This window comes from Lentzea pudingi (assembly GCF_014646255.1).
Classification (GTDB): domain Bacteria; phylum Actinomycetota; class Actinomycetes; order Mycobacteriales; family Pseudonocardiaceae; genus Lentzea; species Lentzea pudingi.
In genome coordinates, this window is the sequence record NZ_BMNC01000001.1 from 474,366 (window position 1) to 496,490 (window position 22,125).

At 69.9% G+C, this 22,125-nt stretch carries 19 protein-coding genes; 9 read left to right on the top strand and 10 right to left on the bottom strand.

Going from position 1 to position 22,125, the window contains the following annotated elements:
* Positions 1-104 precede the first annotated feature (104 nt).
* Together IEY88_RS02205 and IEY88_RS02210 are read right to left on the bottom strand one after the other, a co-directional pair.
* Positions 105-2,744, bottom strand: coding sequence for a S8 family peptidase (locus IEY88_RS02205; RefSeq protein WP_189153498.1), 2,640 nt, complete (start codon positions 2,742-2,744; stop codon positions 105-107).
* Between the two features lie 3 nt (positions 2,745-2,747).
* The gene (locus tag IEY88_RS02210) at positions 2,748-3,176 is read right to left on the bottom strand and encodes a hypothetical protein (protein WP_189152847.1); all 429 of its coding nucleotides are present in this window, start codon (positions 3,174-3,176) and stop codon (positions 2,748-2,750) included.
* A 105-nt stretch (positions 3,177-3,281) separates the two neighbouring features.
* Here IEY88_RS02210 and IEY88_RS02215 point away from each other — a divergent pair, with 105 nt between their 5' ends.
* A complete protein-coding gene (locus IEY88_RS02215; protein ID WP_189152848.1) occupies positions 3,282-3,872 on the top strand; it encodes a TetR/AcrR family transcriptional regulator in 591 nt (196 codons plus the stop codon).
* Here the strand turns inward: IEY88_RS02215 and IEY88_RS02220 are convergent.
* Complete coding sequence (locus tag IEY88_RS02220; protein ID WP_189152849.1) at positions 3,862-5,103, bottom strand: cytochrome P450; 1,242 nt, start codon at positions 5,101-5,103, stop codon at positions 3,862-3,864. The two genes, IEY88_RS02215 and IEY88_RS02220, sit on opposite strands and share 11 nt — an antisense overlap.
* Positions 5,104-5,575: 472 nt before the next feature.
* Positions 5,576-5,992, bottom strand: coding sequence for a VOC family protein (locus tag IEY88_RS02225; protein WP_189152850.1), 417 nt, complete (start codon positions 5,990-5,992; stop codon positions 5,576-5,578).
* 57 nt (positions 5,993-6,049) lie between these two features.
* Between IEY88_RS02225 and IEY88_RS02230 the strand changes: the two genes are divergently transcribed.
* Together IEY88_RS02230 and IEY88_RS02235 are read left to right on the top strand one after the other, a co-directional pair.
* Positions 6,050-6,718 carry a GntR family transcriptional regulator gene (locus IEY88_RS02230; RefSeq protein WP_189152851.1) on the top strand — a complete coding sequence of 223 codons (669 nt, stop codon included), beginning with the start codon at positions 6,050-6,052 and terminating at the stop codon, positions 6,716-6,718.
* Between the two features lie 148 nt (positions 6,719-6,866).
* A complete protein-coding gene (locus tag IEY88_RS02235) occupies positions 6,867-7,949 on the top strand; it encodes an oxygenase MpaB family protein (RefSeq protein WP_189152852.1) in 1,083 nt (360 codons plus the stop codon).
* Here IEY88_RS02235 and IEY88_RS02240 read toward each other — a convergent pair.
* The 4 genes from IEY88_RS02240 to IEY88_RS02255 all read right to left on the bottom strand — a co-directional run bounded on the left by IEY88_RS02240 (position 7,946) and on the right by IEY88_RS02255 (position 10,838).
* The gene (locus IEY88_RS02240; RefSeq protein ID WP_189152853.1) at positions 7,946-8,551 is read right to left on the bottom strand and encodes a response regulator transcription factor; all 606 of its coding nucleotides are present in this window, start codon (positions 8,549-8,551) and stop codon (positions 7,946-7,948) included. The two genes, IEY88_RS02235 and IEY88_RS02240, sit on opposite strands and share 4 nt — an antisense overlap.
* Positions 8,548-9,609 carry a sensor histidine kinase gene (locus tag IEY88_RS02245; RefSeq protein ID WP_229693014.1) on the bottom strand — a complete coding sequence of 354 codons (1,062 nt, stop codon included), beginning with the start codon at positions 9,607-9,609 and terminating at the stop codon, positions 8,548-8,550. Before IEY88_RS02245 ends, IEY88_RS02240 begins: the two co-directional genes overlap by 4 nt.
* 10 nt (positions 9,610-9,619) lie before the next feature.
* Positions 9,620-10,363 (bottom strand): hypothetical protein, encoded by a 744-nt coding sequence (locus IEY88_RS02250; protein ID WP_189152855.1) that lies wholly within the window; start codon positions 10,361-10,363, stop codon positions 9,620-9,622.
* Between the two features lie 79 nt (positions 10,364-10,442).
* A complete protein-coding gene (locus IEY88_RS02255; RefSeq protein ID WP_189152856.1) occupies positions 10,443-10,838 on the bottom strand; it encodes an ATP-binding protein in 396 nt (131 codons plus the stop codon).
* An 89-nt stretch (positions 10,839-10,927) separates the two neighbouring features.
* Here IEY88_RS02255 and IEY88_RS02260 point away from each other — a divergent pair, with 89 nt between their 5' ends.
* From IEY88_RS02260 to IEY88_RS02275, 4 genes are all read left to right on the top strand, one after another.
* A complete protein-coding gene (locus IEY88_RS02260; RefSeq protein WP_189152857.1) occupies positions 10,928-12,211 on the top strand; it encodes a hemolysin family protein in 1,284 nt (427 codons plus the stop codon).
* Between the two features lie 193 nt (positions 12,212-12,404).
* Positions 12,405-13,340 carry a sigma-70 family RNA polymerase sigma factor gene (locus IEY88_RS02265; RefSeq protein ID WP_229693015.1) on the top strand — a complete coding sequence of 312 codons (936 nt, stop codon included), beginning with the start codon at positions 12,405-12,407 and terminating at the stop codon, positions 13,338-13,340.
* 163 nt (positions 13,341-13,503) lie between these two features.
* Positions 13,504-15,321 (top strand): S8 family peptidase, encoded by a 1,818-nt coding sequence (locus IEY88_RS02270; protein ID WP_189152858.1) that lies wholly within the window; start codon positions 13,504-13,506, stop codon positions 15,319-15,321.
* A gap of 46 nt (positions 15,322-15,367) precedes the next feature.
* Positions 15,368-18,151, top strand: a complete 2,784-nt coding sequence (locus IEY88_RS02275) for an AAA domain-containing protein (RefSeq protein ID WP_189152859.1) — start codon at positions 15,368-15,370, stop codon at positions 18,149-18,151.
* Between the two features lie 211 nt (positions 18,152-18,362).
* Here the strand turns inward: IEY88_RS02275 and IEY88_RS02280 are convergent, their stop codons facing one another.
* Both IEY88_RS02280 and IEY88_RS44990 read right to left on the bottom strand, forming a co-directional pair.
* Complete coding sequence (locus IEY88_RS02280) at positions 18,363-19,865, bottom strand: alpha/beta hydrolase (protein ID WP_189152860.1); 1,503 nt, start codon at positions 19,863-19,865, stop codon at positions 18,363-18,365.
* Between the two features lie 93 nt (positions 19,866-19,958).
* Positions 19,959-20,093, bottom strand: a complete 135-nt coding sequence (locus IEY88_RS44990) for a hypothetical protein (protein ID WP_268241202.1) — start codon at positions 20,091-20,093, stop codon at positions 19,959-19,961.
* Between the two features lie 270 nt (positions 20,094-20,363).
* On the opposite strand from IEY88_RS44990, the gene IEY88_RS02285 reads away from it, so the two are divergent.
* Together IEY88_RS02285 and IEY88_RS02290 are read left to right on the top strand one after the other, a co-directional pair.
* Positions 20,364-21,347 carry a ribose-phosphate diphosphokinase gene (locus tag IEY88_RS02285; RefSeq protein ID WP_189152861.1) on the top strand — a complete coding sequence of 328 codons (984 nt, stop codon included), beginning with the start codon at positions 20,364-20,366 and terminating at the stop codon, positions 21,345-21,347.
* Positions 21,348-21,392: 45 nt separating this feature from the next.
* The gene (locus IEY88_RS02290) at positions 21,393-22,100 is read left to right on the top strand and encodes a DUF427 domain-containing protein (protein WP_189152862.1); all 708 of its coding nucleotides are present in this window, start codon (positions 21,393-21,395) and stop codon (positions 22,098-22,100) included.
* The last annotated feature ends 25 nt before the right edge of the window (positions 22,101-22,125 follow it).

Here is a 22,125-nt window from a genome sequence, read left to right on the forward strand (position 1 = left end):
GTACCAGGTTCGCGCGATCACCAAAGCGCCGCAACGTCCTGTTCGAGCCGGAGTGCCCGCGCGCCCCTCCGCCTCGTGGGCTCGGCAGCGCGTGGGCGCCTTTCTCAGCGGAGCAGGTACGCGTTGACGATCGTCTGCTCCACGGTCTGGCCGCTGCCGGACGCCTTGGCGCGCAAGGAGACCGACTTGGCGTCCTTCGGGTGGGCAAGCAGCACGCGGTTGGCCGTGATCTGCGTGCGCTTCCACGTCGTGCCGCCGTCGTAGGAGACCTCGACGGACGTCACGCGGACCGAACCCGTCTGCGACTGCGTCGAGATCGGCACCGCGAGCATCTGACCGGCGCGGGCGTAGCCGTTGTCGTCCAGCTGCGGGGTGAAGCGGACGACGGACAGCGGCAGCGCGGTGCGTTCCGCCGTCGTGTCGCTGCGGAAGGTCCACACGCCGGACACCTCGGAGCTCAAGGCGTTGTCGCGCGTGGCCGAGGTCTCCAGGCGGTAGTCCGCGGCGCCCGGAGCGACGTCCAGCATCGCCCAGCCCGGCTCGGCCGTCTCGACGGCCTTCACGTTCTCGCGGTACAGCGTCGTCTTCGCCTCGGTCACGGGGCCGTAGCCCTCGTTGCCCGCGCTGTCGCCGTACAGCGGCACGGTGACGCGGACGAAGTCGCCGGTGCGGAACGAGTGCGGGACGTCGCGCGCCTCGGGCAGCGCCGGGCCGAACACCGCGCGGTTGAACGGTTCCACGTACGAACAGCCCGGCTTGTAGTGGCGCAGCGGGGTGACGAGCGCGCCGATGTTGCCCGTCTCGTCGAACAGGTTGAACCTGCGCGACCAGTCACCGCCCTCGCCGCCGTAGTACTCCGTGCGCGGGCCTGTGGCGAAGTTGTCGAGCGAGCCGTAACCCCAGTCGGCGCGGCCCGCGGGGGAGGACGTGTGGCCGATCGAGGCGGACTGGCCCGGCTTCAGTGCGGGCAGGTCGACCTTGACCGTGGCGAGGTCCTTCTTCGCGACGGTCTTCGTCAGGCCCTTCGGCGCGGAACCCTTCTGGTACCAGGCGAGTCCGTAGAAGTCCGGGCCCGCGTTCCAGAACGTCGCGATCTTGCCGGTGACCTCGTCCGAGTCGGGGCCGATGCTCGCCATGCCGAGGTGGTCGACGACGCCGCCGACCGAGAAGTTGCCGATGGTGTAACTGGCGTCGCCGACGACGCGTTCGAAACCGGTCTGCAGCAACGAGAGCTGTGCGGCGACCGGCAGCGTCACCTTCACCGGCTTGGCCTGGCGGGCGTCGAGGTCGATCGTCGCCGGGCCGGAGATCGTCAGGTTCGGGTAGTTGACGACGTCGTGGGTGTAGCCACCGGACGACGACATCACGCTGCCCGACAGGATGTACCGGCCCTTGGCCAGGCGCGCCACACCGGTCGAGGAGTCCGGCCAGGCACGGGCGCCGGTGTCGACGTTGATCAGGTACGCGAACGTCGACGCCGTGGTGACGCCGGACCGCTCGACACCGGTGATCTTGACGTCGTAGCTCTCGACCTCCAGGTCGGCGACGACGGCCGTGCGCACGCCGCTCGCGACGATCGAGCCGCCGAACACCCCACCTGCGGGCTGCTTCGCGACGTCCGCGGTGACCGTGGCCTTAGCGGTGCCGCCTGCGGGGACCGTGAGCTTCGCCGGGGACACGCTGAACAGGCTGCCGCCGGTCTCGGCCGACAGGTCGAGCGTGACGGGCTCGGAGCTCGCGTTCGAGTAGGTGATCTCCTGCGTCAGCGCGGGTTCACCGGCGTGCGGCCACTGGTGCGCGCCGAACGTGATGCTCGTCGGGCTCGACGACACGTTCTGCTTGATCAGCTTGGCGACGTCCACGCGTCCGGTGCCCTGCTCGAACGGCGTGAGCTTCTCGGTGGGCGTGGTGCTGCCGGTGAGCCGTGCCTTGAGTGCGGCGCCGGGGAGTTCCGGGTGCTGCTGGCGCAGCAGTGCAGCCGCGCCCGCGACGTGCGGGGTCGCCATCGAGGTGCCGTCGAGCGAGGTGTAGCCCTCGGCGACCGGCGCGCCGATCCTGCCGTCGGAGTGCAGAGCGGCGACGATGCCGACGCCGGGCGCGGTCAGGTCGGGCTTCAGGCCACCGGACCTGGTCGGGCCGCGGCTCGAGAACTCGGCGATCCGGTTCTCGTGGTCCACGGCGCCGACGGTCAGTGCCGCGTCGGCCGAGCCGGGCGAACCGATGGTGCTCGTGGCCGGGCCGGAGTTGCCGGCGGCGATGACGAACAGCGCGCCCTTGTCCGCGGTGAGGCGGTTGACGGTCTCCTCGAGGGGGTCCACGTCGGGGGTGTCGTAGCCCCCCAGGCTGAGGTTGACGATCTGGGCGCCCTGCTCGACCGCCCACTCCATCCCGGCGATGATCGCGCTGTCCTGCCCGGAACCGTTGTCGCCCAGCACCTTCACGTCGAGGATGTGCGCGTCCGGCGCGACGCCGCGGTACTTGCCGCCGCTCTTCGCGCCGGTGCCCGCGACGATCGACGCGACGTGCGTGCCGTGGCCGTAGTGGTCGCCGTTGTCGGGGGAGTTCGAGAAGTTGCGCTCGCCGATCTCGCGGTCGGCGAGGTCCGGGTGGGTGTTGTCGACGCCGGTGTCGAGGACCGCGACCGTGACGCCCTTGCCGGTGAGACCCGCTGCGTGGGCGGCGGGGGCGTTGATCTGGGCGACGCTGCGGTCGAGGTTCGCCTTGCGCCTCGCGTCGAGCCAGATCCTCTACGCCCCGGTCGTGGACAGCGTGCCGGCGAGCGGGGTCTTGGCCGCGTCGAACGCCACACCGTTGATGCTGCGCAGCCGGAGGCCGGACTGCGCGCTCAGGGTGCCCTGGGGGTAGGTCGCGATGACGGGGAGGGCGCCGTCGTACGTCGCGAGCTCGGTGACGTCGAAGAGGCGCTCGTCGAGGCGGCCGTCCGCGATCATCGGGATTGCGTCGTGCGGCACCACGTACTCATGGCCCTGCACGGTGTAGGTGGAGAAGAGGACGCGCTCACGGCCGGGCGCCGGTTTGATCGCTCGTTGTCCTGTCAGGACCTGATCACCGGTGATCAGCGTGACGGTGGGGGCCGTTCTCTGCGCGGGAGAGGCATGAGCCTGGCCCGCAGAGAGCAGGGCACCGGCCAGGACGACGACTCCGAGTAGGCGCACCCGGTCCTCCGTAGGTCGTGTGGGAGCGTTCTCGCGGACCGTAGTGAGGCGCTCACGGCGTCACAAGGTCTACACCAATTTCCGGTACCATTTACTCTTCCTCCCGTGACGGGCCTGCGTGAACGCAAGAAGGCGGCGACCAGGGAAGCGCTGGGCGACGCCGCCTGGAGTCTGTGCGTGGAGCACGGCCTCGACCGGGTGACGGTGGATCAGATCGCGCGCGCGGCCGGGGTGTCGCTGCGGACGTTCTTCAACTACTTCTCGTCCAAAGAGGAAGCGGTCGTCGCCGGCGACACGGCGACGGCGCTCGCGTTCGTGGAGGAGTTCGCCGCACGGCCAGCAGACGAACCGGTGCTGGTCGCGCTGCGCGGGGCCCTGCAGTCGATCTACCCGCGCTACGTCGACCTCGACCGGCTCCGGCAGCTGCGCGAGCTCCGTCGGGACCCGGCGCTGCTGCCGCACGTGTTCGCCGCCTACTCCGCCCGTGAGCAGGCGCTGGCGGCGGCGATCGCGGTGCGCTGCGGAGTGGACCCCCAGGAGGACCCCTACCCGGCGGTGACGGCGTCGACGATCCTCGCGTCGATGCGCGCGGTCGTGCAGTGGTGGCTCGACACACCCCAGGCCATCGAGAGGTTCGACGTCACCGAGCTGGTCGGCCGGATGATCGACCAGCTCGGCGACGGGTTCACCAGGTGACGGGCAGCCTGTGCACGCCGTAGATCGACATGTCGGTCCGCAGCGGCACCTCGGCGGCCGGCACGGCGAGCTCCAGCGTCGGCAACCGGCGCAGCAGCTCGGTGAAACCGACCGCCATCTCCACGCGCGCCAGCTGCTGGCCGAGACACTGGTGGATGCCGTGCCCGAACGCCACGTGGTGCCCGCGCGGCCGGTCGACCAGCAACGCGTGCGGGTCGTCGTACTGGCGGTCGTCGCGGTTGACCGCGGGCACCGACACCACGACGGTCTCCCCGGCGCGCACAGTGACGCCGCCGATCTCGACGTCCTCCTTCGCGTGCCGTGAGACGCCCATGCTGATGATCGACAGGTAACGCATCAGCTCCTCGACCGCGTTCTCGGTCAGCTCGGGGTTGTCGCGGAGCTTCGCGAACTGGTCCGGGTGCTCCAGCAACGCGAACGTGCCGAGCGCCAGCATGTTCGCCGTCGTCTCGTGACCCGCGATGAGCAGCAGGTTCGCGATACCGGTGAGCTCGTTGTCATCGAGGTCCGTGTCCCGCACCAGCCCGGACAACAGGTCGTCGCCGGGGTTGTTCCGCTTGGCGAGCACCAGCCCGCGCATGAACTGCCGCAACTCGACGGTGTTCTTGATCTGCTCGTCGATCGTCGTGGTGAGACTGAGCAGCTTGGCCGTGCGGCGCTGGAACTCGTCGCGGTCGCCGTAGTCGACCCCCAGCAGCTCGCAGATCACGAGCGACGGCACCGGCAGCGCGAAGTCGTGCACGAGATCGGCCGGCGGCCCCTTCTCGACCATCGCGTCGAGCCGCGTGGTGACGATCTCGTGGATGCGCGGCGTCAGGTCTCGCATCCGCCGCACCGTGAACTGCCCGGTCAGCAGCCGCCGGAAGCGGGTGTGCTCGGGCGCGTCCATGAAGATGAACGACCCGGCCTGCCGCTCCGGCGGGAACAGCTCCGCGTGCAGCTCGGGCGAGATCAACGCCTTGGCCCGCGGACTGTTGATCCGGTCAGAACTCATCTGCGGCGCGGCCAGCACCGCCCGCGCCTCGTCGTGCCCGGTGACGAGCCAGACGGTGTCGCCGTTGTGCGCGATCCGGTGGATCCGCCCGCGCCCGCTCAACTCGGTCAGCCCGGTGGCCGGGTCGAACGGGCACTTCCCGCGTTCGCTGAGTTCGGCGGGCAACTGCGGACGGATGAGCTCCTGCGCGCTGCGTTGCCGCTCGGCCGTGGTCATGGCCCTCCCCTGTCTGACCCGGTGTGATCGGGTCGTGGCTCGGCGTCATCTCCACGCTACCGAAAGTTGCGCGTTGTGCAAGATTTTTGCCTGGGCTTTAGGTGGGGAGTGGGTGGGGGCCGCGAGCGTCTCCGTGTTTCGGGCTGCGAGAGCCTGCGGTTCAGGCCGTGAACGCTCGGGGGTTTGAGGGGCGGACGCATGCGGGCTTCGGGTCATCGTCATGTGCTGGCTTCAGGTGCGGACGCTTGCGGGCTGCGGGCCGCGGGCGTCTGTGGCCTCAGGTCGCGGACCCGGCGGTGTCAGGCTGCCGACTCGGCGGTGTCAGGCCGCGAACCGGCGGCGTCAGGCCGCGGACCCGGCGGCCTCAGCTCGCGGACCGGCTGCGTCAGGCCGCGAACCGGCGGCCTCAGCTCGCGGACCTGGCTGCGTCAGGATGCGGACTCGGCGGTGTCAGGTCGTGAACCCGGCGGTCTCAGACCGCGAACACCTGCGAGTCGTCCGCGAACGCCTTGAACTCCAGCGCATTCCCCGCCGGGTCCAGCAGGAACATCGTCCACTGCTCCCCGGCCTCCCCCTTGAACCGCACGTACGGCTCGATGACGAACTTCGTGCCCGCGTCGGTGAGCTTCTGGGCCAGCACCTGGAACTCGTCGACGGTCAGCACCAGCCCGAAGTGGGGGACGGGCACGTCGTGACCGTCGACCGGGTTGCTGACGCGCTCGGTCCGCGGCGCGAGGTGGGTGACGAACTGGTGGCCGTGCAGGTTCCAGTCGATCCAGGTGTCGGAGCTGCGGCCCTGCTCCAGTCCCAGCGTCTCGCCGTAGAAGCGGCGGGCGGCGGCGAGGTCGTCGACGGGCATGGCCAGGTGGAACCGGGGAATTGTAGGCATGTCCGAATGTTAACATTCGGACAAACGGTGAAGTTGTGCGCTTGTTAACATTCGGACATGAGCAAGAACGACAGGCCGGTCCACCTCGCCCCCGCGCGCCGGCGAGGGCTGGGCAGCGAGGTCGCGGACATGATCCGGAGCGGGATCTTCCTGGGCAGGTTCCAGCCGGGCGCCCCGCTGCGCGAGGTGGAGCTGGCGGCGGCGCTGGAGGTCAGCCGCGGGCCGGTGCGGGACGCGTTGCAGCTTCTCGAACGCGAGGGGATCGTGCGCAGCGCGTTCCATCGGAGTGCCACGGTGACGGTGTTGTCCGACGAGGACGTGGCGGAGCTGGACAGCCTGCGTGGCGCGTTGGAGGACCTCGCGGTGCGGCGCGTGGTGGAGCACGCGAGTGACGCCAACTTGGTCCCGATCGTGATGGCGGCCAAGGCGATGGCGCGTGCCCAGGACCCGTACGGGATGGTGAAGTGCGACATCGACTTCCACGACGCGGTGTTCGCGGCGGCCAAGCACGAGCGGCTGCTGGAGGCTTGGGCCGCGATCCGGTCGCAGGTGTTCCTGTTCCTGATCATGCGGGTCAACACGAGCATGGCCGGCTACCTGGACCACGTGCGGCTCGAACACGACATGTTGGTGGGGGCGCTGCGGGCGCGGAACGCCGAGGCCGCGGTGGAGATGTTCAAGGTTCATCGCAAGCACGCGTTCGACTTGCTCACCTCGGGCGACTGACGTCACGAGCGGTCCACCGCGCAACGACGGCCGAACAACGCCGGACAACGCCGAACAACGAACAACGCCGCACGATCGCGTGGATTCGCTGGGCCGAAGAGGTGATCACCACCTCCAATGGCCCGAACGGACCCATACGCTCGCCCACGTGGACCTGCAAGCACTGAAGTACGAGGGCGACCCGCTCGCCGACGCCGTGATCGCGCACCTGGTGGAGACCGGCAGCCTGAACGAGGTCAACCGGGTGCTCGCGGAGTTCCGCGGCAACGACGAGCCCGTCCCGGCACACCTGCCGCCCGTCGTCCGCGCCTACCTGCTCGCCACCGACGACCCGCCCGAGTGGATGGACGAGGAACGGGTCGCCCGCGCGCACGAGTTCTTCGTCGACGACGGCGTGCATGTGGCGTCGGTGCTCAGCTTCGGCGCGATGGTCAACTGCTATGCGCAGCCGCGGCCGTCCAAAGTGCTCACGCTCACGCATCGGCTCAACCAGCCGCACCGCCGGTTGTCGGAGACGTCGCAGTTCGTGCTGAACATGATGGAGCCCAGCGCTTTCGGCACGGGTGGCTCGTTCGTGCCGACGATCCAGAAGACCCGGCTCATCCACGCGGCGGTGCGCTACTTCGTCGGGCGGTCGCCGGAGTGGGATCACGAGGCGGACGGTGTTCCGGTGTGCCAGCAGGACTTGCTGGGCGCGATGCTCATCTTCTCCGTGCAGGTGATCGACGGCATGCGCCGCATCGGGATCTCGGTCACGGACACGGAGGCCGAGGACTACTACCACGTCTGGCGCGTCGCGGGTGCGGTGCTCGGCATCCGCGAGGACGCGATGCCGGAAACGTTGCGGGAAGCGGAAGAACTCAGCAACACCCTGGTCCGGGCGTCCTACGCGCCGTCGGCGGAAGGGGTCGAGCTGACCAGGAACCTCGTCGAGCTGTACGAGAAGTTCGTGCCCGGCAAGGCTTTCGACGGCGTGGTGGCGGCGATGGTGCGCCAGGTCGTGGACGAGGAGGTCGCGGACTGGCTGGAGGTCCCGCACTCCAAGGGCTGGACCAGGGCGGTCCGGACGGGCGCGAGGGTCATGGGGGTGTTCGAACGCGGCGAGGACCGCAGCCGGGTCGCCCGCGCCGTGCTCGACAAGGCGGGCGATCTGTTGCTCGGCGCGAGCGTCCGCACGCTCACCGACGGCCAGTCGACCACACTCACCGTGCCGGCGTGCCTGAGGCGTTAGAGCCAGCCGTGTTCGTGGGCCAGCGAGAACGCCTCGCTCCGGCTCGCCACACCGAGTTTGGCGACCGCGGCGGACAGGTGGTTGCGCACGGTCCCGGCGGACAACGACGTGCGTGCCGCGATCTCGGCGACCGGGGTGCCGAACTCGCTGAGCCGCAACACTTCCAGCTCGCGCTGGGTCAGCGGGCACGGGGGAGCGGCGAGCGCGTCGGCGGCCAGTGCCGGGTCGACCCAGCGCGAACCGGCGTGCACGCGGCGGATCACGTCCGCCAGCGTGCCGCCGGGCGATCCCTTGGGCAGGAAGCCCTTCGCGCCCGCGTGCAGGGCCTGCTGCAGGTGCGGCGGCCTGCCCCGGCCGGTCAGGATCACCACGGCGCACGACGGCAGCACGCGCGCCAGTTCGACGGTGACCTCCAAACCGTCCAGGAGAGGCATCTGCAGGTCCACCACGGCCACATCCGGACGGTGCGCCCGCGCTGCCTCCACGGCGGCCCGGCCGTCACCCGCGCGGGCCACCACCTCGAGATCCGGCTCCAGACCGAGGAGTGCTGCGAGCGCGTCGCGGATCAGCTCCTCGTCGTCGGCCAGCAGGACCCTGATCACGCGGGCACCACGACCTGCAGCGTGAACACGTCACCGGACTTCTCCGCGGACACCTGACCGCCCACCGCCGCGAGCCGCTCACGCAGGCCGCGGAGCCCGTTGCCCTCGCCGGAAGGCTTCTCGGCGCCGTCGTTCGTGACGGTCATCCGCACCTCCTCCTCGGCGACGGAGACGTCGATCATGCACCACGTCGCGTGGCTGTGCCTCAACACGTTGGTGCACGCCTCCCGCAACGCCAGCGCGAGCTGCGTGGCACGCTCACCGTGCACCGGAACTTCCGTGACCGTGCACCGGATACCGGCTTCCTGCAACACGTTCCGCACGGCCTCGAGCTGTTCGGGCAGGTCCACAGCGCGATAGCCGTGCACGGCGTCACGCACTTCCTCCAACGCCGACGACGCCAGCCGTTGCGCCTCGAACGCCTCCGCGGCGGACCGTTCCGGATCGGTCGCCGCCAGCCGTCCGGCCAGCTCGGACTTCAGCGCGATCACCGTCAGCCGGTGTCCCAGCAGGTCGTGGACGTCCCGCGCGAACCGCAACCGCTCCTCGCTCACCGCGAGCTCGGCCTGCGCCTCCCGCCCGGCCCGCGCCTGCCCGAGCAGCCCCGCGAACCACATCGGCAGCCCGGCCATCGCGATGATCGTCGCCCCGATCGCCGCCGCGATCATCTGGTAGAGCGTGTGGAAGTGGCCGACGAAGTACCCGACCACCCCGGACAGCACCACCGCGCCGATCGCCGCGAGCCATCGCCACGGACCGGTCAGCACCAGCGGCGCGAACCCGGCCGCCGCGCCACCGATCCACGCCCACGTCGACAGCTCGTCCGGGCCGACCGGCGCCACCAGCGGAATCGTCACCAGGACCGCGGCCACGAGCGCCCACGGCGGCCCGCCCCGCAACGTCACCGCGAACGCCACGGCCAGCGCCAGCAGTCCCAGCACCCCGAGCCAGCGCAGCCCGGACTGTTCGCGCAGCACCGAGACCAGCGGCACGACCAGGGCGCTCATCCAGAGCACGTGGAGGGTGCCGCGCAGGGCGGTGTGCGGAAGATCGTTCATCGCCATCAGCCTAGAACCACACCGTCAGGATCGTGACGGCGATGACCAGGTCGAACACTCCGCAGAACTCGGACCACCAGCGCGGCACGACCGCGTCGCGCACGTGGTGCACGAGATCCCAGACGGCGTGCGCGCCCCACCCGAGCGCGATCAGCAACACGCCGGTGTGCGGTGACACGAGGATCACCACGACGGCCAGCGCCGCGTACAGGCTGAACACGGCGAGCTGGGTGCGCGGCGCCCGCCACCCGCAGAAGAGGTAGACCACCTGGCACCCCAGCAGGGTCCACACGGGAGGCACGACCGGCGCCTGCCAGAAGTCGAACGTCACCGCCAGCGCGATCACCGCCGGCCAGCGCTCACCCAGCGCCCGGACCACCGGGTTCGTGCTGGGCGTCCCGTGCTCCTCGTGCCGGTACCGGACCAGCACGGCGATCATCGCGGGCACCATCAGCAGGTGCCCGCCCATCGACACCGCGTCACCGTCGAGCCACCCGAGCCAGTACGGCACCAGCAGCACGGCGTACGGGACGGCCATCGCCGCGCACATCTCGACGATCCGGCCGTGACCGCGATAGCGCATCCACAACGCCATCGGCACGGACATCGCCACCGCCATCCACAGGGCGGCCACCTCGACCCGTCCAGGCGTCCACAGGGGTGCGATCAGGGCCATTCCGGCCAGCATCGCCACGAACATCTCCGCGCCGTGGCGGACCAGCGGCCGGACCGCCGGGGAAACCGTTGTCGTCATGCTTCGAGAATCGGAGAACCCGGACGCAGAACCCATCCGTGCGCTGTCATGGATCGTCTGGGCGAAACGCCCGGACGACCTATGCGTTCACCTCGGCCCAGATGGTCTTCCCGCCGGTGAACTCGCGCGTGCCCCAGCACCGGGAGATCTGGGCGATCAACATCAGCCCACGGCCCCGGGAGTCGTTGATCCTCGACTGTCCCAGCCTCGGGAGCTCGGCGGGCGTGTGGTCGTCGACCTCCACACGGATGAAATCAGTGTGTCGTTGCACCCGCACGGCGCGGGGGCCTTCGGCGTGCTCGTACGCGTTGCTGGCGAGTTCCGTGCACACGAGGAGTACGTCGAGCCTGACGTCCTCGGACAGGTCCCTCAGCAGAGTCCCGACCCACACCCGCATCGCGGCGAGATCGGGCTGGTCCTCCGGCAGGGTGTGCAAGGTCCTCGCTGAGGCGCTCATCACCTCGGGGGCGTCCATCTCATCCACCTCGTTCGGTTCAAGCCCTCCTGGCTGCTCAAGATGGCCGTCAGGGTGCGAAATACCACCGTGCGTGCTACCCCAAACGCGTGGACGGTTATGGCTTCAACCTCGCCCTGGTCGCGGTTCTGGTTCTGCTCAACGCGGCTTTCGCGGGCAGCGAGATGGCGTTCGTGTCGCTTCGTGAAGGCCAGCTCCGCTCTTTGGAACGGGAGGGACATCGCCGGCTCGTACGGCTCGCACGGGATCCGAACAGGTACTTCGCGACCGTCCAGATCGGCATCACGCTGTCGGGGTTCCTCGCCTCCGCGACCGCGGCGGTCTCGCTGGCGGAACCGGTCGTTCCGCTGCTGAGCTTCCTGGGCGGCGCCGCGAACGGCGTCGCGATCGCGCTCGTCACCGTGGTGCTGACGTTCGTCACACTCGTGTTCGGAGAACTGGCGCCCAAGCGCCTCGCGATGCAGTACGCGGTCCGCTGGGCGAAGATCGTCGCCCGCACGCTCGACCTCCTCTCGACGATCTCCCGGCCGGCGGTGTGGTTGCTGAGCAAGTCGACCGACGTCGTGGTGCGCGTCCTGGGCGGCGACCCGAACGCCGACGACGAGCAGATGTCGGCCGAGGAACTGCGTGACCTCGTTGAGGTGCAACAGCATCTGAACCAGGAACAACGCACGATCATGACCGGTGCGCTGGAGATCCACGAACGACGGCTGCGCGAGGTCCTGGTGCCACGCCGGCAGGTGACGATCGTCGAATCAGGTTTGGACATCCCCGCCGCGCGGGAAATCCTGGCGAGGTCCGGACATTCGCGGGCCCCGGTGACCAAGGACGGGCACCTGGACGACGTGATCGGCGTCGTGCACCTGCGTGACCTGCTCGACGACGCCGCGGTCCTCGCGGACGTGGCACGCGCCCCGATGGCGCTGCCGGACTCGGTCCGCGTCACGGACGCGTTGCGGCGCATGAAGGCCGAGCACGAGCAGCTGGCGCTGGTGGTGGACGAGCACGGCGCGGTCGACGGGATCGTGACCCTGGAAGACCTGCTGGAGGAGATCGTCGGTGAGATCTACGACGAGACCGACTCCGACGTGGTGGCGGTCAAGACCGCGCCCGACGGGTCGATCGAGCTGCCCGGCACGTTCCCGATCCACGACCTGGTGGACGTCGGAGTCGAACTGAGGGACGCGCCGCTGGGCCCGTACTCGACGGTCGCCGGACTGGTGCTGCTGCTCCTCGGCCGCATCCCGGACGTCCCGGGCGACGTGGTGGAGGTCTCCGGCTGGAAGATCGAGGTCCGCGCGGTCGAACATCACGCCATCACCAAGGTGAGGCTGAGGTCACAGGGAAAACCGCGGAATGAAGTGGACCTCTGAACCGTTACACACGAGTGCAGCGGTGTATAGGGCCGCTGCTCCGCAGACGGCGGCGAGTTCGCCGAGCAGCCGGTCATCCGGCCGCCGCGTCGAGCCGAATCGCCTGCGGCGGTTGACTCGAAGAGGCAACCGGACGACCGGCGCGAACTCGCGCCGGCTGACACACCTGCCAACGGAAACGGGGGGATTTGTCGTGTCTGCAGATCTGAAGAACCGCGCGTCCGGGCAGGACGCGGACACGGTCGGCATGTACCTGCGCGAGGTGGGCCGCACGCCGCTGCTCACCGCGTCGGAGGAGGTCGACCTGTCCCGGCGTATCGAGGCCGGCGTTTACGCGGCGCACCTGCTCCAGAGCGGTGACACCACGCGTGAGCCGCGGCTGTTGCGGCGGATCGTCGCCGAGGGCGAACGTGCCAAGGACCACATGATCCGGGCGAACCTGCGCCTGGTCGTGTCGGTCGCGAAGAAGCACTCCTTCCGCGGCCTGCCGTTCGGCGACGTGGTCCAGGAGGGCAACCTCGGCCTGATCCGCGCGGTCGAGAAGTTCGACTACGCCAAGGGCTACAAGTTCTCCACCTACGCCATGTGGTGGATCCGCCAGGCGATCGAACGCGGTCTGGCCGAGCAGACCCGCACGGTGCGCCTGCCTGTGCACGTGGTCGAAGAGGTCAACAAGCTCAAGAAGATCGGGCAGAAGTTGTCCGCTGCGCTCGGCCGCGACGCGACGGTCGACGAGATCGCCGCCGAGGCCAAGTGCTCGCCGCAGCGCGTGCAGGACCTCAGGGACGCGGCGCGCACGTGCGTGTCGCTGGAGACGCCGGTCGGCGACGAGGGCGACTCGGTGCTGGGCGACCTGATCCAGGACACCGACGGTGTGTCCGCGCCGGATCTGCTGGAGCAGCAGGAGTTCACCGAGGGCGTTCGCTCCCTTCTGGACGTCCTGCCCGCGCGGCAGGGCCGGATCATGCGCCTGCGCTACGGACTGGAGGACGGGCGTTCCCGCACCCTGCAGGAGGTCGCGGAGGAGCTCGGCCTGACCCGCGAGCGCATCCGCCAGCTCGAGAAGCAGTCGCTCGCCCAGCTCAAGCAGTCGGGCGACCGGGACGATCTTTTCGCGCTCGCCGGCTGACAACCGTACGAAAGTCGCTTGATCTACTGCTTGTCGCAACTAAAGACTCATCACGTCCGACACCGGACTGAAGCTGTTTCGCAACCGCGTGTGAACGCATCTGTTGGGCCGTCGAGGGCCGGCCCCGCGTTCGCACGCGGTTCCCTGCGAATGAGGAGCAGTGATGAGACAAGGCACCCTGCGCACGCTCGGGGTGGCGGCAGTCGCCGTCGCCGGAACCGTGCTCGCGCTCCCACAGGCCGTGGCCGCACAGCCTGAGGGACCGATCGTCGCCGAAAGCGCGCCCAACGCCGTCCAGGACAGCTACATCGTGGTCCTGAGGGACAACGGCATGGCGCGCACGGAGGTCAGCGGCCGTGCCGACGGCCTCGCGTCCCGCTACGGGGCCAAGATCGGCTTCACCTACAAGGCCGCGTTCAAGGGCTTCTCGGCCACGCTGTCGAAGCAGCAGGCCAAGCGCCTCGCCGCCGACCCGGCCGTGGCCTACGTGGAGCAGGACCGGACCGTGCAGGTCCTGACCGACCAGCTCAACCCGCCGTCGTGGGGTCTCGACCGCGTCGACCAGGCGAACCTGCCGCTGGACAGCAAGTACAGCTACAGCACGGGCGCGTCGAACGTGACGGCGTACGTGATCGACACCGGTATCAACTACGACCACGCGGACTTCGGCGGGCGTGCGTCGTTCGGCTTCGACGCGTTCACCGACGGCCGCAACGGCAAGGACTGCCAGGGCCACGGCACGCACGTCGCCGGCACCGTCGGCGGCGCGGCCTACGGCGTGGCGAAGACCGTCAAGCTCAAGGCCGTCCGCGTGCTCAACTGCTCCGGTGGCGGCTCCGTCGCGACCGAGGCGGCGGGCGTCGACTGGGTCACGGCGAACGCTGTCCTTCCGGCCGTCGCGAACATGAGCCTCTACACCGGCACGGCGAACGAGCCGAGCCGCGTGCTCGACGACGCCGTGCGCGCGTCGATCCGCGGTGGCGTCTCGTACGTCGTGGCCGCGGGCAACTTCAACGACGACAGCTGCAAGTACTCGCCGCAGCGCGTCACCGAGACGATCAACGTCATGGCGACGGCCCGCACCGACGCCCGCGCGTCGTTCTCGTCCTACGGCACGTGCAGCGACCTGTTCGCTCCCGGCCAGGACATCGTCTCCGCCTCCCACAGCAACAACACCGGCACGGCCACGATGAGCGGCACGTCGATGGCGTCCCCGCACGTCGCGGGCGCGGCGGCGCTGTACCTCGCGGACAACCCGGGCAAGACCCCGGCCGAGGTGCACGCGGCGATCCTCGCCCAGGCCACCCCGAACAAGGTCACGAACCCCGGCGCCAACTCCGCGAACCTGTTGCTGCGCACCAACACCGGCGGCGTTCCCGGTGTCTCGGTCACCAACCCCGGCAACCAGTCCACCGCCCTGAACGGCACGGCGAACCTGACGCTGTCGGCGTCCGGCGGCACCGCGCCGTACACGTGGTCGGCGACCGGCCTGCCGACCGGGCTCTCGATCGGGTCCTCGTCCGGTGTCATCACGGGCACGGCGACGGTGGCGGGCACGTACAACGTGACCGTCACGGCCGCCGCGACCGCGGGTGGTTCGGGCAGCACGTCGTTCACGTGGACGGTCGGCTCGGCCACCTGTGCCCCGCAGACCAACGGCACCGACGTCGCGATCCCCGACAACACGACCGTGACATCGACGGTCGCGTTCAACGGCTGCACCGGCAACGCCTCGGCGAGCAGCAAGGTCGAGGTGCACATCAAGCACACCTACAAGGGTGACCTGCTGGTCGACCTGGTCGCGCCGGACGGTTCGGTCTACATGCTGCACAACCGTTCGGGTGGCAGCGCCGACAACATCGACCAGACCTACACGGTCAACCTGTCCTCCGAGACGCGCAACGGCACCTGGACTCTCCGGGTCCGTGACGCGGCCACGGTCGACACCGGCACCCTCGACACCTGGACGCTGACGCTCTAACGCTGTTCGGAACGGCGTACATCGTGCCGATGGCACGATGTACGCCGTGAACGTCTCTGCGGTCCTGCGCACCCTCGCCCGGCTGAGCGCTGCCGAGCAACCGCAGAAGCTCCAGCTCGACTTGACCAAGTCGGCGGGCCTGCTGTGGCTCGGCGACCACGAGCCGTCGTGGCGGGCGATCACGCTGGTGCAGGAGGGCCCGCACTGGACGCCGGTGTCGTGGACCGCGCCGAAGCAGGCCCGTGCCGAGGTCGAACACCTGGCCGCGTACGACGCGCTGCACCAGGAGGACCGGTTGCTGCGGCTGGGCTGGGCGTTCCTCGCCGGGCCCGCGCAGATCGGCGGGCAACGCCGCCGGGTGTGCCTGCCGCTCGTGTCCCGGCCGGTGCGCCTGCACCACGGGCTGGGGCTCGGGTACGCCTATCACGTCGCCGGTGACGCCGGGGTCTTCCCGCTGATCGGCGACTGGGCCAGGACCGCCGAGCGGGAGGCCGCGCTCGCGCCGACCGAGCAGTGGATCACGCAGACGTTGCGGCTGGCCGGGTTCGAGAACGTGCCGATCGTGCACGACGACCCCAAAAGCCTGATCTCCGGCAGCGAACTGGTCGTCGCGATGGGGGCCGGACTGCACGCGGGCGAGCCCGTCGTGAGCACCGAGCAGGGCACGGCGCTGTTCGACTGGTCGGGCAAGAAGGGCTTGGACGGGACGGCGTTCGCGGCGCTCTACGGGGCTGCGTCCGAAGCGGACCACCACGACGAGCCGGTCAGTTCGGCGTTGCCGTTGAGCCACAGCCAGATGCGCGCGGTCGAACACGCGCGCCGTGCGCGGATCACGGTCGTGGGCGGCCCTCCCGGCGCGGGCAAGACGCACACTCTCGCGGCATTGGCGCTCGATGCTGTGGCGGCGGGGAAGTCCGTGCTCCTCGCCAGCCGCACGCGCAACGCCGCCGACGTGCTCGGTGGCGCGCTGCGCAAGGCGGGCGGGCCGGTGCCGGTGCTGTTCGGCGATTCCGAACTGCGGCAGGAGATGGCGCGTGAGCTGAGCGACGGCCTGACCGCGACGAGCAATCCCGACCAGCTCGGCGAACTCGACCGTGTCCGGCGCGCGGCCGCCGCCGCTGTCGCCCGTGTCGAACGCACGGTCGGTGGCTCGCTCACCGACGAACAGCTGGCCGCTGAAGCTCGTAAGCACCAGGCGCTGATGCCGGCGCATCGGGCCGTGGCACCTGCGGCGTTCGAAGCGGGCGTTGATTTCGTTGCTCTGCATGGCTTTTTGCAGCCGCGCACAGGATTCCTCGGTGGACTGCGAACTGGATGGGCGTTGCGGAAGGCACGTGGGCTCGCTGGTGCGTCCGAAGTCTCGGTCGAGGACCTCCGCGCCGCGATCGAGGCCGCCGAGCAGACCGCGGCCTCCGTCCGGATCGGCGCGAGCGGTGGCACGGCGTTCGGTGAGCTGCGGCCGTTGCTGGCCGAGCAGGACGTCGCGAGCCGCACCGCCACGGCCACCTGGCTCAAGGAGTACTCGGTCAGCCGCAGGGGAGCGGGCGCGCGCCGGGCGGTGGCCGCGCTGGCGAAGGCGCTGCGCTCCGGGCGGGCGGCCCGGCGGCGCGGGCTGGCCGAGATCGACAGCGCGGACCTGGTGGCGGCACTGCCGTTGTGGGTCGGCACGCTGTCCGACGTGGAGGACATCCTCCCGCCCGTGCCCGGCATGTTCGACCTGGTGATCATCGACGAGGCCAGCCACGTCGACCAGCCGCTGGCGGCCCCGGCGTTGCTGCGCGGCCGTGCCGCGGTGATCGGCGGCGACCCGCGCCAGCTGCGGCACGTGTCGTTCGTCGGCGACCAGGCGGTGCAGGCGGCGGTCGACGCCGAGGGCACCCAGGACCTGCGCGACCGGCTCGACGTGCCGAAGGTCAGCCTGTTCGACGCGGGCGCGGCCACCGCGGGCGTGCACTGGCTCGACGAGCACCACCGCTGCGCCCCACATTTGATCGGGTTCGCGGCGACCCGGTTCTACGACGGCAAGATCGCGCTGCTGACCACCCACCCGTCGATCGCCGACGTCGACTGCATCGACACCGAACGCGTCGAAGGCGACCGCACCTCGAAGGGCGTCAACAAGGTCGAGGTGGACGCCGTGCTGGCCCACGTACGCAAACGCGTCGCCGCGGGCGTGCGTTCCATCGGCGTCGTGACGCCCTTCCGCGCGCAAGCAGACGCGTTGGAGGAGGCGCTGCTCAGCGAACTCACGCTGGACGAGATCACCACAGGCGGCGTGCGCGTGGGCACCGTGCACGGCGTGCAGGGCAGCGAGTTCGACGAGGTGGTGATCAGCCTCGCCGCAGACGCGAAACCGGGCGCGTGGCGGTTCGTGAACGACCGCAACCTCCTCGCCGTGCTGACCACCCGCGCGCGCCGCAAGGTGCACGTCATCACGTCGGCACCCGAACCGCCCGGCCTGATCGGCGAGTACCTGCGGCACGCCGACGTCGCGCCGGTGGAGACCGCCGGCGTGGATCCCGAGGACGCCTGGACGGCCAGCCTCGCGCAGGAACTGCGGACCGCCGGGCTGACCGTGCGCACCGGGTATCCGGTGGGGCAGTGGCGCGTCGACCTGGTGGTGGGGGAGAAGGAGCATGCCGTCGCGGTCGAGACGCGCCCGCATCCCTCGGGGGTGCAGTCGCATCTCGCTCGCTGGCGTGCGCTCAGCCACGCGGGGTGGCGGGTGCATGACGCGTTCGGCAGCCGGTTCGGGGACGATCCGGCGCGTGCGGCGGTGGAGCTGGTCCAGGAGTTGGCGAGACGAGACGTATCGTCTCGTCAATTCTGACCTGGGGTCTGATGTCTGGGTGCGCGGGCGTGTGCGCAGGGGTGCGCAGGGGTGTGTTTCGAGACGAGACGTCTCGTCTCGCCGATTCTGGCCTGGGGTCGGGTGCATGCTTGCGTGCGCATGTGCGTGCACAGACGTGTGCGTGGGCGTATTTCGAGACGAGACGAGACGAGACGAGGCGTCTCGTCTCGCCTCAACCCTCGATCAGCCCTTACCTGCGGGCGGGCTTGAACAACGGCTCGGCCAACGCCACCGACGGCAGGAACGGGTTCGGGTTCGCCGGGCACACCGTCCCGACCGCCGGCAACGTGCCGTCGAGCAGGTACGCGTTCGTGTGGTCGGTCGCGCACTTGCTCACGCCGTACGCCGTGTGTCCCCAACCCGCGTACGCCAGCAGACGGCTCCCCTCGAGCTGACGGTTGACGGCCTGTGCGCCGCGGAAGTCCGTGACGCCGTCGAAGTGGTTGCCCACCACCAGAACCGGCGCGTTCGTGCGGGTGCGCCACGGCCCGGTGAAGCGGTCGGGGTTCACCGGCCAGTTCGCGCACGCCGCGTTGCCCCACCACCACGCCGGGCCGAACTCGGAACCCGCTGCGGCGTAACGGGAAGTCGCCTGGTAAGCGCGGAAGTCGCGCGGGAACTCGATGTCCGCGCACACGTTGCCGTTGTAGGCGTCGAAACCGTTGGGGTACTCCGGTTCCGCCGCAACGGAAAGCGCGCCGGGAAGCGTGCCGGCGGAAGCGTCGGACAGCTGGTCGAAGAGCGCGGCGGCGTCGGGCCAGTCGCTCGGCGAGTACATCGCGCCGAGTGCGGCGTTGATGACGGTGTCGTAGGTGAAGACCTGGTCGCCGAGCTGGATCGGCTTGGCGCGCACCGACTTCAGCAACGCGTCCCAGCGCTTCTCCGACTGCGGGCCGAAGACGCACGCGGCCTCGTCGCAGGTGCGCAGGAACTCGCGGAACTCCTCCTTGGTCGCGATCCGGTCCGACACGATCTGCCGGCCGCTCGACCACAGTTCGGGGTTCAGCACGCCGTCGACCACGAGTGCGCGGATGTTGTTCGGGAACAGGTTCGCGTAGGTGGCGCCCAGGAACGAGCCGTAGGAGAAGCCCAGGTAGCTGATCTTGCGGTCACCGACGGCACGGCGCAGCAGGTCCATGTCCCGTGCGACGTCGGCGGTGCTCATGTGCCGGGTGATCCGCTGGTCGTCGCGGCACTCGGGGCCGAGCGAGCGGTAGCGCTCGAAGAACGGCCGCTCCTGCGCCGCCTGGTACGGGAAGCCGGGGACGCCCTCGAAGAACTTCTCGAGGTCCGCCTCCGACCTGAAACAGTGCAACGGGTCTGACTTGCCGATCCCGCGCGGGTCGAACCCGACGATGTCGAACCGGCCCTGCAGGTTCGCCGACAGGGCGTTGCCGGCGCCGAGCGCGAAGTCCACCCCGGACCCGCCGGGCCCGCCGGGGTTGAGGAACAGCGACCCGATGCGGCGTGCGGGATCCGTCGCGGGCTTGCGCGCCAGCGCGACGGTGGTCGTGGCGCCGCGCGGGTCGTCGTAGTCGAGCGGCACCTTCACCTCGGCGCACTCGAAGCCGGGGTGCTCGGGCCCGCAGGCGGCCCAGCCGATCCGGGGGACGGGGGCACCGCTCGTGGCCTGCACGGCGGGCGTGCCGGTGATCATGAGCGCGGCCGCGGCGGCCAGCACTGTGAGGCGCATCGACAAGGCTCCCCTCCTGTCCGCAGAGGGGCCATTCCTACCTGCTCGGAGCGGGCGCCGTCGACCGCCGAAAGTCGTGACCGGGCAGCCGGGTCAGTCCGGCCGCCGGTGCTTCTGGCGCACCCCGAGGTGGTCGGCGATCTGGTCGTGGATGGGCGTGCTCATCACGATCGGGCTCGTCGGCGGGGTCTGTGGTGTCGCCGCAGGTGTGTCCTGGTTGTCAGGCATGAAAGGAGCGTAGGGATGGTGGTTGAGGCCTCAAGGACGCTGATCAAGAAATCACACCGGTCATACCCCAAGAGGTGAATCGGGTTCCCCTGATCTATACCCAGCGTGCGACCCCATCCCTGCTACAGGACCCCCTGTGGGTGCCCTCGATCGAGTTAACTCGAATTGCCCGGCAACGTGGAATCTCAGCGGCCGGACGCGGGGTTTGCGTGATCTCGCGGCGATGCTGAACGATCGGGTCCGAGGTCGGGCGAGCGTGGAGCGTGGACGATGGTCAGCGGCAAGCCGGGCATCGCCAAGCGGCAGCTCATCCTGCTCTCCGGCAGGGCGCACCCGGAACTGGCGGAGGCCGTGGCGAAGGACCTGAGCGTCGCCATCACGCCGCAGGCCGCCTACGACTTCGCGAACGGCGAGATCTTCGTCCGCTTCGAGGAGTCGGTGCGCGGCGCGGACGCGTTCGTCATGCAGAGCCACACCGCGCCGGTGAACGACTGGCTGATGGAGCAACTGCTGATGGTCGACTCGCTGAAGCGGGCCTCGGCCAAGCGCATCACGGCCGTCGTGCCGTCGTACCCGTACGCGCGCCAGGACCGCAAGTACGCCGGCCGCGAGCCGGTGTCGGCGCGCCTGGTCGCGGACATGTTCAAGACCGCGGGCGCCGACCGGATCGTCACGGTCGACCTGCACACCGCGCAGGCCCAGGGCTTCTTCGACGGCCCGGTCGACCACCTGCACGCGATGTGGCTGCTGTGCGACCACGTCGGCAGCCGCTACCGGGGTGAGGACCTCACGATCGTCTCCCCGGACGCGGGCCGCACCAGGCTCGCCGAGAAGTGGGCGGACCTGCTCGGCGGCTGCCCGATCGCGTTCATCCACAAGACGCGGGACCCGCTGCGCCCCAACGAGGTCGTGGCCAACCGCGTCGTCGGCGACGTCGAGGGCCGCACCTGCGTCGTGGTCGACGACATGATCGACACGGCGCTGACGAGCACGACGGCGGCACGGCAGTTGCTGGAGCAGGGCGCGAAGGACGTGGTGCTGGTCGCGACGCACGGCGTGCTGTCCGGCGACGCCTACGACCGGCTCATCGCGAGCAAGGCGCGCGAGGTGATCCTCACCGACACGCTGCCGATCCCGCAGGAGAAGCGGTTCCCCGGCATGACGGTGCTCAGCATCGCGCCGCTGCTCGCGCGGGCGATCCAGGAGGTCTTCGAGGACGGTTCGGTGACGAGCCTGTTCGACGGCAACGCTTAGGGAAGCCGTTCGGCCCGTTCTGTGTTGCCATGAGTCATGGGCGACATGCGAGTGGAGACCTCCGCGAAGCGGGTCCGTGCGTACTTCGGTGGCGAACTGGTCGCGGACACGACCGCGCCGCGCCTGGTCTGGGAGATCCCGTACTACCCGGCCTACTACCTGCCCCTGTCCTCCGTGCGCGCCGAGCTGAAGCCGACCGGGGAGACCAGGGACGGCGGTGTCGTGCACGACGTCGTCACGCCCGGAGGAACGGCGGAGGGCGCCGCGCTGACCTACCCGGACTCGGAGGCGTTGCGCGACCTCGTCCGGTTCGACTTCGCGGCCATGGACGAGTGGCTGGAGGAGGACGAGCCGATCTACGTCCACCCGCGCGACCCGTACAAGCGGGTCGACATCCTGAGCAGCTCACGGCACGTGCGGGTCGCGTTGGACGGCGTGACGCTGGCGGCTTCGGCGCAGCCGCGGATCCTGTTCGAGACGAGCCTTCCGCCGCGCTACTACCTGCCGTTGAGCGACGTCCGGTTCGATCTCCTCAGGCCGTCGCCGACGCAGTCGCAGTGCCCGTACAAGGGCACCGCCACGTACTGGTCGGTCGAGGTGAATGGCCGGGTCCACGACGACCTCGTGTGGATCTACCGGTCGCCGCTGCCGGAGAGCCAGAAGATCGCCGGCATGGCGTGCTTCTACAGCGAGAAGGTCGACCTCTTCGTCGACGGCGTGCTCCAGGAGAAGCCGCGAACGCCCTGGTCGTAGCGAGTGGCGGTTCACACACTGCAAA